The 12228-nt window shown below is 61.1% G+C and carries 12 protein-coding genes; 1 reads left to right on the top strand and 11 read right to left on the bottom strand.

The genetic code is table 11. The features are described 5' to 3' along the window. Nucleotides 1-113: 113 nt before the first annotated feature. Nucleotides 114-1262: an acyl-CoA dehydrogenase family protein gene (locus tag PMI01S_RS06755; protein WP_084318637.1), complete on the top strand. Its 1149-nt coding sequence runs from the start codon at nucleotides 114-116 to the stop codon at nucleotides 1260-1262. 132 nt (nucleotides 1263-1394) lie between these two features. Here the strand turns inward: PMI01S_RS06755 and PMI01S_RS06750 are convergent, their stop codons facing one another. The 11 genes from PMI01S_RS06750 to PMI01S_RS06705 form a co-directional block, all read right to left on the bottom strand. Continuing rightward, complete coding sequence (locus tag PMI01S_RS06750) at nucleotides 1395-1943, bottom strand: adenine phosphoribosyltransferase (protein WP_084318635.1); 549 nt, start codon at nucleotides 1941-1943, stop codon at nucleotides 1395-1397. A 79-nt stretch (nucleotides 1944-2022) separates the two neighbouring features. Then, nucleotides 2023-2757: a fumarate/nitrate reduction transcriptional regulator Fnr gene (gene fnr, locus PMI01S_RS06745; protein WP_084318633.1), complete on the bottom strand. Its 735-nt coding sequence runs from the start codon at nucleotides 2755-2757 to the stop codon at nucleotides 2023-2025. Nucleotides 2758-2869: 112 nt separating this feature from the next. Further along, complete coding sequence (gene hemN / locus PMI01S_RS06740; protein ID WP_084318826.1) at nucleotides 2870-4252, bottom strand: oxygen-independent coproporphyrinogen III oxidase; 1383 nt, start codon at nucleotides 4250-4252, stop codon at nucleotides 2870-2872. A 211-nt stretch (nucleotides 4253-4463) separates the two neighbouring features. After that, entirely contained in the window at nucleotides 4464-5147 is a 684-nt protein-coding gene (locus PMI01S_RS06735; RefSeq protein WP_084318631.1) for a sulfite exporter TauE/SafE family protein, read from the bottom strand. Beyond that, on the bottom strand, nucleotides 5140-5358 hold the full coding sequence (ccoS, locus tag PMI01S_RS06730) for a cbb3-type cytochrome oxidase assembly protein CcoS (protein ID WP_084318629.1): 219 nt from the start codon (nucleotides 5356-5358) through the stop codon (nucleotides 5140-5142). Before ccoS ends, PMI01S_RS06735 begins: the two co-directional genes overlap by 8 nt. A gap of 24 nt (nucleotides 5359-5382) precedes the next feature. Further along, on the bottom strand, nucleotides 5383-7833 hold the full coding sequence (locus PMI01S_RS06725; protein ID WP_084318627.1) for a heavy metal translocating P-type ATPase: 2451 nt from the start codon (nucleotides 7831-7833) through the stop codon (nucleotides 5383-5385). A gap of 132 nt (nucleotides 7834-7965) precedes the next feature. Beyond that, complete coding sequence (locus PMI01S_RS06720; protein ID WP_084318625.1) at nucleotides 7966-8499, bottom strand: FixH family protein; 534 nt, start codon at nucleotides 8497-8499, stop codon at nucleotides 7966-7968. An 11-nt stretch (nucleotides 8500-8510) separates the two neighbouring features. After that, complete coding sequence (gene ccoG, locus PMI01S_RS06715) at nucleotides 8511-9926, bottom strand: cytochrome c oxidase accessory protein CcoG (RefSeq protein WP_084318624.1); 1416 nt, start codon at nucleotides 9924-9926, stop codon at nucleotides 8511-8513. A 192-nt stretch (nucleotides 9927-10118) separates the two neighbouring features. Further along, nucleotides 10119-10298 (bottom strand): hypothetical protein, encoded by a 180-nt coding sequence (locus PMI01S_RS30940; RefSeq protein ID WP_139273000.1) that lies wholly within the window; start codon nucleotides 10296-10298, stop codon nucleotides 10119-10121. Between the two features lie 761 nt (nucleotides 10299-11059). After that, nucleotides 11060-12043, bottom strand: coding sequence for a cytochrome-c oxidase, cbb3-type subunit III (gene ccoP, locus PMI01S_RS06710; protein ID WP_084318622.1), 984 nt, complete (start codon nucleotides 12041-12043; stop codon nucleotides 11060-11062). After that, nucleotides 12040-12225, bottom strand: coding sequence for a CcoQ/FixQ family Cbb3-type cytochrome c oxidase assembly chaperone (locus tag PMI01S_RS06705; RefSeq protein WP_003175465.1), 186 nt, complete (start codon nucleotides 12223-12225; stop codon nucleotides 12040-12042). Before PMI01S_RS06705 ends, ccoP begins: the two co-directional genes overlap by 4 nt. Nucleotides 12226-12228: the final 3 nt, after the last annotated feature.

Below are 12228 nucleotides of genomic sequence, written 5' to 3'. Positions count from 1 at the left end.
GGAGCCGGCTTGCCGGCGATCCAGGCACCTCGGTCCACCTGATTCACACAATCCTGTTGAAAACCAAGCAAGCGCTCGGTTAACTTCGCTGAACCCCTCAGTGGAGTTCGCCGATGCCTGCCTTTCAGGAATACTTCGACCCCAACCACCAATTGGTCCGTGACAGCGTCAGACGTTTCGTCGAGCGCGAGATTCTTCCGGACATCGAACAGTGGGAGGAGGCCGAAAGCTTTCCCCGGGAGCTTTACCTCAAGGCCGGTGCGGCAGGGATTCTGGGGATCGGTTACCCCGAAGCCCTGGGCGGCAGTCACGAAGGTGATCTGTTCGCCAAAATCGCCGCCAGCGAAGAGTTGATGCGCTGCGGCTCCGGCGGATTGGTCGCCGGGTTAGGCTCGCTGGACATCGGCTTGCCGCCGATCCTCAAATGGGCCAGGCCCGAGGTCCGGGATCGCGTGGTGCCGTCGGTACTGGCCGGCGAGAAGATCAGCGCACTGGCCGTCACCGAGCCCAGTGGCGGCTCCGATGTGGCCAACCTGCAAACCCGCGCCGTGCGCGACGGCGACTTTTACCGGGTCAGCGGCAGCAAAACCTTTATTACCAGCGGCGTGCGCGCGGATTACTACACCGTCGCGGTGCGTACCGGCGCGCCCGGATTCGGCGGCATCAGTCTGTTGCTGATCGAGAAGGGCACGCCGGGTTTCACCGTGGGCCGCCAATTGAAGAAAATGGGGTGGTGGGCGTCGGACACAGCCGAGTTGTTCTTCGACGATTGCCGCGTACCTGCAGGCAATCTGATCGGCGCCGAAAACATGGGCTTCGCCTGCATCATGGGCAACTTCCAGAGTGAACGCCTGGCCTTGGCGCTGATGGCCAACATGACCGCGCAACTGGCGCTGGAAGAAAGCCTGAAGTGGGCGCGTCAGCGCGAGGCGTTCGGGAAACCGATCGGCAAGTTTCAGGTGCTCAAGCATCGCCTTGCGGAAATGGCTACGGCACTGGAGGTCTCACGGGAATTCACCTATCGGCAGGCGGCAAAAATGGCTGCCGGGCAGAGTGTGATCAAGGAGATTTCCATGGCCAAGAATTTCGCGACGGACACGGCGGATCGGATTACCAGCGATGCGGTGCAGATTCTGGGGGGCTTGGGGTATATGCGCGAAAGTCTGGTGGAGCGGCTTTATCGGGACAATCGCATCTTGTCGATTGGTGGCGGGACGCGGGAAGTGATGAACGAGATTATCAGCAAGCAGATGGGGCTTTAGTTGGTGGTGTGGCTGCTGGCCTCATCGCGAGCAAGCCCGCACATTTGATTGCTGTCGAACACAAATTTTGTGTGCGCAGGAGATTAAATGTGGGAGCGGGCTTGCTCGCGAAGAGGCCCGTGAAGGCACCCCTTACTTATCGCTAAGCGCAAACTGCGTCAGGCAGAAAGTAGGAATCCCCATATCTTCCAGCCGCTGCGACCCACCCAACTCCGGCAAATCAATGATCGCCGCCGCTTCATGCACCCGCGCACCCATGCGTCGAATCAGGTTGGCCGCCGCGATCAGCGTGCCGCCGGTGGCGATCAAATCATCGAACATCACCACCGAATCGCCTTCGCAAAGGCTGTCGGCGTGCACTTCAAGGAAGGCTTCGCCGTACTCGGTCGCATAACCCTCGGCCAGCACGTCGGCCGGCAGTTTGCCTTGTTTGCGGAACAGCACCAGCGGCTTGTTCAACTGATAGGCCAGCACCGAGCCGATCAGGAAACCACGGGCATCCATGGCACCGATGTGGGTGAAATCAGCCTCGAGGTAACGGTGGGCAAAGCTGTCCATCACCAGGCGCAGGGCGGTGGGCGACTGGAACAGCGGGGTGATGTCGCGAAAGATGACGCCCGGTTTCGGGAAGTCGATCACAGGGCGGATCAGGGATTTGATGTCGAAGGAGTCGAAGACCATCGTCGAGTTGTCCTGGCAGGCTGCAAACGTCGCAGTATAACGGCGGCTGAACCGTTTCGCTCAGCCGCGATCGCCGGATTCAGCCTTCGATCGAGCCGCCGGCCAGGGCGCAGAGCTGGATCGGGTCAAGGATATGGATTTCCTTGCCTTCAGCGGCGATCAGTTCGTTCTGCTGGAAGCGCGTGAACACCCGTGACACGGTTTCCACCGCCAGGCCCAGGTAATTGCCGATTTCGTTGCGCGACATGCTCAGGCGGAACTGATTGGCCGAGAAGCCGCGAGCGCGGAAGCGTGCCGACAGGTTGACCAGGAACGTGGCAATGCGCTCGTCGGCGGTTTTTTTCGACAACAGCAACATCATTTGTTGATCGTCGCGGATTTCGCGGCTCATCACGCGCATCAGCTGACGGCGCAATTGCGGCAGTTGCAGCGCCAGTTCGTCGAGGCGTTCGAACGGAATTTCGCAGACCGAGGTGGTTTCCAGTGCCTGCGCCGAGACCGGATGCTTTTCCGTGTCCATGCCCGACAGCCCGACCAGTTCGCTCGGCAGATGGAAGCCGGTGAGCTGTTCTTCACCGCCATCGCTGAGGCTGAAGGTTTTCAGGGCGCCAGAGCGTACTGCATAAACGGAATCGAAAACGTCGCCCTGGCGGAACAGGAATTCGCCTTTTTTCAATGGGCGGCCACGTTTAACGATGTCGTCCAGCGCATCCATGTCTTCCAGATTCAGAGAAAGTGGCAGGCAGAGGGGAGCCAGGCTGCAATCCTTGCAATGGGCCTGACTATTAGCGCGCAGCTTTACTGGCTCGGACATTTCTTAAATCCTTGTGAGAAAACACACATAAGACGTAAGGGTAACCCACGGCGAGACAATCAGGCCAGCGCTGTGCCATTTTGTCACAGCGCGGCGAAGGGGCGATGAAACGTTAGATCACTCGCGAAAACCGCTGGCGGTTCTGTTGTTCCAGGTAGGCATCGAACACCATGCACACCGAACGCACCAGCAATCGTCCGGCGGGCAGTACGTTGATCCGTTCATTGTTCAGTTCGATCAGCCCATCCTCGGCCATGCCTTGCAGCTGTGGCCACAACTCGCCGAAGTATCCGCGAAAATCGATGTTGAAGGCCTGCTCGATCTCGGCGAATTCCACGTTGAAACTGCAAATCAACTGCTGAATCACCGCCCGCCGGACGCGGTCATCGGCGTTGCACAGCAGGCCGCGGTTGGTCGCCAGTTGCGTGGAGGCCAGGGCGTTCTGGTACTGGTTCAGGTCGCTGCTGTTCTGGCAGTACAGGTCGCCGATCTGGCTGATGGCCGAGACGCCCAAGCCGATCAGATCGCAATGACCGTGGGTGGTGTAGCCCTGGAAATTGCGCTGCAGGGTCGATTCTTCCTGGGCAATCGCCAGTTCATCGTCGGGCAGGGCGAAGTGGTCCATGCCGATGTAGCGATAGCCGGCGGCGGTCAGTTGTTCGATGGTGCGCTGGAGCATCTCCAGTTTCTGCGCCGGGGTCGGCAACTCGTCGCTGTTGATTCGCCGTTGCGGCATGAAGCGCTCCGGCAAGTGCGCGTAGTTGAACACCGACAACCGGTCCGGTTGCAGGTTGATCACTTCGTCGACGGTGCGGGCGAAATTGTCGGGTGTCTGTCTGGGTAAGCCGTAGATCAGGTCAATGTTGATCGAGCGGAATTGCAACGTCCGCGCCGCGTCGATCACCGCCCGGGTTTCTTCCAGGCTTTGCAGGCGATTCACCGCCCGTTGTACCGCCGGGTCGAGGTCTTGCAAACCGATGCTGACCCGATTGAAACCCAGTTCACGGAGCAGGCCCATGGTCGACCAGTCGGCTTCCCGCGGGTCGATTTCGATGCCGTAATCGCCGGTGTCGTCGTCCAGCAGGTTGAAGCTTTTGCGCAACTGGGCCATCAGCTGGCGCAATTCGTCATGGCTGAGAAAGGTTGGCGTGCCGCCGCCGAAGTGCAGCTGCTCGACCTTCTGCGCCGGGTCGAGGTGGCAGGCGATCAGCTGGATTTCCTGCTCCAGGCGTTGCAGGTAGGGCAGGGCACGCCCGCGATCCTTGGTGATGACTTTGTTGCAGGCGCAGTAGTAGCAAATGTTCGCGCAGAACGGCACGTGCACATACAGCGACAACGGGCGCAGGGCCTTGCGGCTTTCGCGCAGCGCATGGAACAGGTCGAAGGTGCCGACATGACCGTCGAACTGAACGGCGGTCGGGTAGGAGGTGTAGCGCGGTCCCGCCAGGTCATAACGGCGGATCAGATCAGTGTCCCAACGAATGGCGTCGAGCATCATGCGGGCATTCCCCCGGATAGGCTGGCAGTGTCGGCAAGTCTATGGGGTGCGGCGTTGGGGCCTCTTGATTTGCATCAAAGGTCAGGATTTGTGTTGGCGGTGCGGGCCTCTTCGCGAGCAAGCCCGCTCCCACATTTAATTGCATTCCCCCTGAAGAAACTCGGTCGAATGTGGGAGCGGGCTTGCTCGCGAAGGGGGCGCCGCCGATCTAGTGCCCCATGAGCCAGTGCTGATGCGGCCCCGGCAAGGTCCAGATGCCGAACAGCATGACCAGCAGTCCTCCGGCCATCCGCACGCTACGTTTGCGCAACAGCGCCGTGACACGCTCGGCCGCCAGCCCGGTGGCGAGCAACACCGGCCAGGTGCCAAGGCCGAACGCGAGCATCAGCAATGCACTGTCCAGCGCATTGCCCTGGCTCGCCGACCACAGCAGCGTGCTGTAAACCAGCCCGCAGGGCAGCCAGCCCCAGAGCGCGCCGAGCAACAATGCGCGGGGAACGCTCGACACGGGCAGCAGTTTGGTCGCGACGGGCTGGATATGCCGCCACAGACCGCGCCCGACGCTTTCGATGCGGGTCAGCCCGCTCCACCAGCCCGCGAGATAAAGCCCCATGGCAATCAGCAGTAACCCGGCGAGGATGCGCATGAACATCGCCGCAGGGCTGTTCGCCACCGCCCAACCCGCCAGGCCGATCAGCAGGCCGGCAGTGGCGTAGCTGAGAATTCGCCCGAGGTTGTAGGCCAGCAGCAATCGAAAGCGTCGGCTGCGCTGTTCCTTGGGAATCGCCAGGGTCAACGCGCCCATCAAGCCGCCGCACATGCCCAGGCAATGACCGCCGCCGAGCAGGCCGAGGATCACCGCAGACACCAGCAGTGGCGCCAACTCAAACATGCGGGGGCGCCTTGTCGTCCGGTTTGACCGGATGGCCGCTGGCTTCGTCGACCGCAGCGGTGTGTTTCGGATCCTGGTCGTCGAACAGGATGCTGTGGGCCGGGCCGTCGAGGTCGTCGTACTGACCGCTGTCGACTGCCCAGAAGAAGATGTAGACCGCGATGGCCACGATCAGCAGCGCGGCCGGGATCATCACGTAGAGAGCTGGCATGGGAAGGCTCCATGCCCGCGCGGCTCAAGCCGGCAGCGGGCGGGTTTCTGGCGTGGCGCTGGCGGCCGGCGCGCTCGGCAGGCGAGTCAGGCGCAGGGCGTTCAGCACCACGGTCAACGAACTGATCGACATGCCGACCGCGGCCCACACCGGCGTGATCCAGCCGAGGGCGGCGAACGGCAACATGAGGCCATTGTACAGCCCGGCCCACAGCAGGTTCTCGATGATTACCCGACGGGTGCGCCGGGCGAGGCTGAAAGCTTGCACCAGCGCGTCGAGTCGGTTGGACAGCAGCACGGCGTCGGCACTGGTTTTCGCCAGATCGGTGGCCGAACCCATGGCGACGCTGATGTCGGCGGCCGCCAGCACCGGAACATCGTTGACTCCGTCGCCGAGCATCAACACCTTGCGACCTTCCTTGTGCAACTGTTGCAGGACCTGCAATTTGTCGTCCGGACGCAAACCGCCGCGGGCCTCGTCGATGCCCAGTTCCGCGGCGACGCTGGCGACCATCGGCGAGCTGTCGCCGGACAGTAGCAACGTGCGCCAGCCACGCGCCTTGCAGGCTTTCAATAATGCGGGCGCATCGACGCGCAAACGGTCGTCGAGGACGAACCACGCCAGCGGCCCCTGACTGTCGCCGAGCAACAGCCACTGACCGGCCTCATCGGGCATCAACGGTACGGCGGCGTCACTGAGTTCACAGACAAAACCCGGTTGGCCGATCCGCAGGCGTTGCTCGCCGACCACACCTTCCAGGCCCAGCCCCGGTGTGCTGTGGACTTCCTCGGCGGCCAGCGGCGCGCGGCCAAATGCACGGGCGATCGGGTGTTCGGAACGGTTTTCGAGGGCGGCAGCGAGGCTCAGGCACTGATCGCTGTCGAGTGCGCCGAGGGGGCGGATCGAACGCAACGCCAGGCGCCCTTCGGTAAGGGTGCCGGTTTTGTCGAAGATCACCGTGTCGATCTGGTTCAGGCCTTCCAGCACATGACCGCGTGTCAACAAAAGCCCCAGTTTATGTAGCGTGCCGGTCGCGGCGGTGAGGGCAGTCGGCGTAGCGAGGGACAAGGCGCACGGGCAGGTCGCGACGAGCATCGCCAGGACAATCCAGAAAGCGCGCGATGAGTCCAGCTCCCACCAAAGCAGGCCAATGCAGGCAGATGCGATGAGCGTCAGCAGCAGGAACCATTGCGCGGCGCGGTCGGCGATCTCTGCCAGTCGGGGCTTCTCGGCCTGAGCGCGGTCCAGCAGGCGGACGATGGCGGACAGTCGGGTGTCCTGGCCGAGGGCGAGGACTTCCACAGTCAGCGCGCCTTCGACGTTCAGGGTGCCAGCGGTGACAGCATCACCGAGCGTTCGCGGTTGCGGCAGGTACTCGCCGGTCAGCAGGGATTCGTCGATGCTCGACTGGCCGTCAAGGATCTTGCCGTCGGCCGGGAGGATCGCGCCGGGATGCACCAGCACATGATCGCCGACGCGCAGTTCGCTGAGCAGGATGCGCTCGCTCTGGCCGTCATTGCGCAGGCGCAGGCACGAGGCCGGCAGCAAATTGACGAGTTGTGCCGTGGCGGCGGCGGTGCGTTCCCGGGCGCGTCGCTCCAGATAACGCCCGGCGAGCAGGAACAGCGCAAACATGCCGACGGCATCGAAATACAGTTCGCCAACCCCGGTGATCGAAGTCCAGATCCCGGCGATGTAGGCACTGCCAATCGCCAGCGACACCGAAACGTCCATGGTCAGGTGACGGGTGCGCAGGTCGCGCATTGCGCCTTTGAAGAACGGTGCGCAGCTGTAGAACACGATCGGCGTGGTGAGGAACAGCGCGACCCAGCGCAGGATGGTGTGCAGCTCGGGGCTGAGGTCGATGTTGAATTCCGGCCAGGTGGCCATGGTCGCCATCATCGCCTGGAACCACAGCAGCCCGGCGACGCCGAGCTGGCGCAGGGCCAGGCGGTTTTCGCTGGCCAGTTGTTCGCTGGCGCGGTCTGCCTGATAGGGGTGAGCGGCGTAGCCGATGTGGCGTAGTTCGCTGAGCACTTGGCTGAGCGGCAATTGCGCATCGGCCCAGCGCACGTGCAGGCGATGGTTGGACAGGTTCAGCCGCGCTTCCGCCACCGCCGGCAAGCCGCGCAGGTGCTTCTCGATCAGCCAGCCGCACGCCGCGCAGCTGATGCCTTCCATCAACAGGGTGGCTTCGGCGAGCTCGCCGTCGTGGTGCACGAAAGGCTTTTGCACGTCGGCGCGGTCATACAGCGCCAGCTCGTCCACCAACTGCACCGGCAACGTTTCGGGGTTGGCCGAGGCTTCGCTGCGATGCTGGTAATAGCTTTCCAGCCCACCCGCGACAATCGCTTCGGCCACAGCCTGGCAACCCGGGCAGCAGAACTCGCGGGTTTCACCGAGGACGGCAGCGGTAAAGCGGCTGCCCGCCGGGACGGGCAGGGCGCAGTGGTAGCAGGGCAGTTGGGCGGTCATAAGGTGGAGTCTTATCGTCTGGGAAGGGCTCATACCTGTAGGAGCTGACGAGTGAAACGAGGCTGCGATCTTTTGATGTTGTTTTTGAAGAGCAAGATCAAAAGATCGCAGCCTCGTTGTACTCGACAGCTCCTACAAGTGTTCGGCGCCCTGCAGCGGTTCGTCACCCAGCAGCAGATCCTTGTCATGGCTGACCAGTTCTTCTTCGAACATGCGCCAGATGTGGTCGTCCTGAGTGCCCAGCAGTTCGACGAAGCGACGGCCATCGACCTTGTCGCTCAACTGGCCGATATAGCGACCCTGTTCGGTTTCACTGCGGGCGAGGGTGATCTTGCGATCCTTCTCGGGCTGCGTTGGCGAGATCAGGTTCAGCTCCAGGGTTTGCGGCTGGCTGTTCCCGCTCAGGCGCAGGTCGACTTCACCCGTCACGTCATCCAGGTGCACGCTGGCACGCAGGAGCAGGGTCTGTGCCAGCAGCTCGCGGTCGAGCGAACGGTTGATGCCTTTGCCAGCCTCGTAGTAGTTGTCGTTGACCAGGTTGTCCGGATTGTTCACCGCGATCGTCACCATGGACAAGGTCAGCGTCACCGAGCAGGCGAGGATGGCGATGATGATCCACGGCCAAAGGTGCTTGTACCAGGGACTTGCGGCGTTTGCTGCGGGCATGATCACTTCTCTCAACGAATTTGTGGGCCGATGAACCGGCTCTTGGCTTCAACGTGGATACTTTCGTCATCGGCATCCTTGAGGATGAATTTCACCTCGTTGGTGCTCGATGGCAGTTTTTCCGGGGCGATGGACAGTTCCACCGGCTGGCTGAAAATCTCTCCGGCGGCGACCTTGATCTCGCGTTTGCCTTGCAGCTTGAGATCCGGCAGGCCGGCGGCTTCCAGCACGTAGGTGTGGTCGCGCTGATCCTTGTTCATGATCTTCAGGCTGTAGACGTTTTCAATCCGGCCTTCGGCGTTCTCGCGGTACAGCACGCGGTCTTTGCTGACGTCGAAACCGACCAGCGAACGCATGAAGAACGCCGTCGCCAGCAACGCCATCATCGCCAGCAATACAGCGGCGTAGCCGATCAGGCGCGGGCGCAGTTTATGGGTTTTTTGCCCGGACAGGTTGTGCTCGGTGGTGTAGCTGATCAGGCCGCGCGGGTAATCCATCTTGTCCATGATGCTGTCGCAGGCATCAATGCACGCGGCGCAGCCGATGCACTCGATTTGCAGGCCGTCGCGGATGTCGATACCGGTCGGGCAGACCTGGACGCACATGGTGCAGTCGATGCAATCGCCCAGGCCCTGGGCCTTGTAGTCGATGCCTTTCTTGCGCGGGCCGCGGCTTTCACCGCGACGCGGGTCGTAGGAAACGATCAGCGTGTCCTTGTCGAACATCACGCTCTGGAAACGCGCATACGGGCACATGTAAATGCACACTTGTTCGCGCAACCAGCCGGCGTTGCCGTAGGTGGCAAGGGTGAAGAAACCGACCCAGAAATACGACCAGCCATCGGCCTCGCCGGTGAAGAAGTCGAGGGTCAGTTCGCGGATCGGTGAGAAGTAGCCAACGAATGTCATGCCGGTGACGAAGCCGATCAACAGCCACATCGCGTGCTTGCTGAATTTGCGCAGGAACTTGTTGGCACTCATCGGCGCCTTGTCCAGCTTGATGCGTTGGTTGCGGTCGCCTTCGGTGACCTTTTCGCACCACATGAAAATCCACGTCCACACGCTCTGCGGGCAGGTATAGCCACACCAGATGCGACCGGCGTACACGGTAATGAAAAACAGGCCGAAGGCGCTGACGATCAGAATGCCCGAAAGCAGGATGAAGTCCTGGGGCCAGAAGGTGGCGCCAAAGATGAAGAATTTACGCTCCGGCAGGTTCCACCAGACGGCTTGATGACCACCCCAGTTCAGCCACACCGTGCCGAAATACAACAGAAACAAAAAGGCACCACCCATCATCCGCAGGTTGCGGAACAGGCCGGTGAAGGCGCGGGTGTAGATCTTTTCTCGAGAGGCGTAGAGGTCGACGCTGTTGTTCGCGTTTTTGGCTGGCGGGGTAACGTCGTGTACCGGAATCTGGTTGCTCATCGGTTGCATCCCACGGCAGTGGAAAAATGCCTCGGTCAGTACATGCCGACCGCGGTCAAAAAGGGTGTTGCAGTGGCGCAATGATACGCCGGTAGCGGCAGCGAACGGGTGCGACCTTTGGTCACGTTGGTGGAAATCAATCGACGGTGTAATGACTTGAATCAATTGACTGGTGAAATTATGGACGGTTTTTCAGGTGTGGGCGGAGTCAATCTCCGATGGCCTGCTGATGATGACTGCTCGCTCAGGGTTGAAGTCGATGCTGTCTTCAGGCATCCGTAGACGTTCAACAATGCTGGATTCGTTGTTGTAGCCAGGATTATGTTCTTTTGGTGGGGCATTTTTTGGGGGCGTATCTGGAGCGTCATTCATGATTAAGTCCTATGTGAAAAATTTACCTCCCCAACCTTGTGCCTGCCGCGTTTCGGGGCAACGATAAAAAAGATTCTTCAAGGAGTTCCGGTAAACAAAGGTAGCTCAGTAACCCGTAGGAATCGGCCTGCTGTGGACGGCGTTCCGGCAATGGCGACCTTATGTTTGGCGTGTATTTATCCGTTTCTGCGGCAACGGCTGCTGACGGTTTCGCCCTTACGGCGAGTTACTTGGAGAAGCGCCAAGTAACCAAGCGCTTTTGCCCCTTTCGTTCGGTGCCTCGCTCCGGTCCTGCTCCGTGGGCCCGCCGCCATCGGCCATCCATGCCGGGTTGCCCACTGAGCAGAACCTCCACTCGGCCTCTCGAGGGGGCGACCACAGCCAGAGCCGCCGAGGCGGCCTTAAAGCACCTGGCTCTTAGGTGACCCCGTTACCTCATTCCGGATTTGTCCACCGACCCCGTGTAGGAGCCGGCTTGCTGGCGATAGCGTCCGTCCCGTCAACACATCGTTGCCTGACCCACCGCCATCGCCAGCAAGCCGGCTCCTACATGGGATCGGGTTCACCCAATTCGAAACTGTAGGAGCCGGCTTGCTGGCGATGGACGTTAACGATTACGCGTGCTGTCTGGATTAACGCGGCGCGTTTAAATCCATCGTCGGAACGCCGTCCGCAGCAAGCCGGCTCCTATAGGAAAAAACCATAAAAAAAGCCCCGCCAATTCTCATTGGCGGGGCCGTTTTTTGTATCAGGCGATCAGCTTACTGAGCATCTTGCGCCGGAGCTTTCTCACCGTGAGACAGGCTGTAGACGTAAGCGGCCAGCAGGTGAACCTTGTCGTTGCCTTGCAGCTGCTCTTGCGCAGGCATCTGGCCCTGACGGCCGTAACGGATGGTCTGCTGCAGTTGAGCGAAGCTCGAACCGTAGATGAACGCCGCCGGGTGGGTCAGGTCAGGTGCGCCCATTGCTGGCGTCCCTTTGCCGGCCGGACCGTGGCAGGCCACGCAGTTGGCAGCGAACAGTTTCTGCCCGGCAGCCGGGTCGGCTTTGGTGCCTTCCGGCAGCTTGCGGCCATCGAGGTTGGTCAGGACGAACGCAGCAACGTCCGCCACGCCTTGCTCGCCGATCACTTCAGCCCACGCCGGCATGACCGCATGACGGCCACCCATGATGGTGGTCTTGATGGTTTCCGCTTCGCCGCCCCAGCGCCAGTCGGCGTCGGTCAGGTTAGGGAAGCCATAAGCGCCCTTGGCGTCGGAGCCGTGGCAGACCGAGCAGTTGGAGGCGAACAGGCGGCCACCCATCTTCAGGGCTTGCGGGTCCTTGGCGACTTCTTCAATCGGCATGGAAGCGAACTTGGCAAAGATCGGACCGAACTTGGCGTCCGACTTGGCCATTTCCTTTTCCCATTCGTGAACGCCGGTCCAGCCGCTCTGGCCGTTGGCGAACGCGGTCTGCTTCTCGTTATCCAGGTAGTTGTAACCTGGCAGCAGGCCTTTCCAGTTGCCCAGGCCCGGGTACAGCACCAGGTAGCCCAGGGCGAAGATGATGGTGCCCACGAACAACATGAACCACCATTTCGGCAGTGGGTTGTCGTACTCCTCGATCCCGTCGAAGGAGTGGCCAACCGTCTCTTCGGTGGCTTCGCTGCGCTGGCCCTTGCGGGTGGACAGCAGCAGCCAGGTCAGGGCGAAGATGGTGCCGAGACTGAGGACTGTGACGTACAGACTCCAGAACGTAGTCATTCTTTGTTACTCCTAGAAGCTTGCTCGACGTGCTTGATGGCTTCGGGATCATCCGCGAAAGGCAGCAAGGTCGCGTCTTCAAACTCCGACTTGCGCTTGGGGCTGAATACCCACAAAGCAAGACCGATGAAGGCCACCATCACGACAACGGTGCCCAGGCCACGAATCATCCCGATATCCATCTA

Source organism: Pseudomonas migulae NBRC 103157 (assembly GCF_002091715.1).
Classification (GTDB): domain Bacteria; phylum Pseudomonadota; class Gammaproteobacteria; order Pseudomonadales; family Pseudomonadaceae; genus Aquipseudomonas; species Aquipseudomonas migulae_A.
The sequence above is the reverse complement of the archived record's forward strand: the minus strand, read 5'-3'. Positions and strand labels throughout refer to the sequence as shown.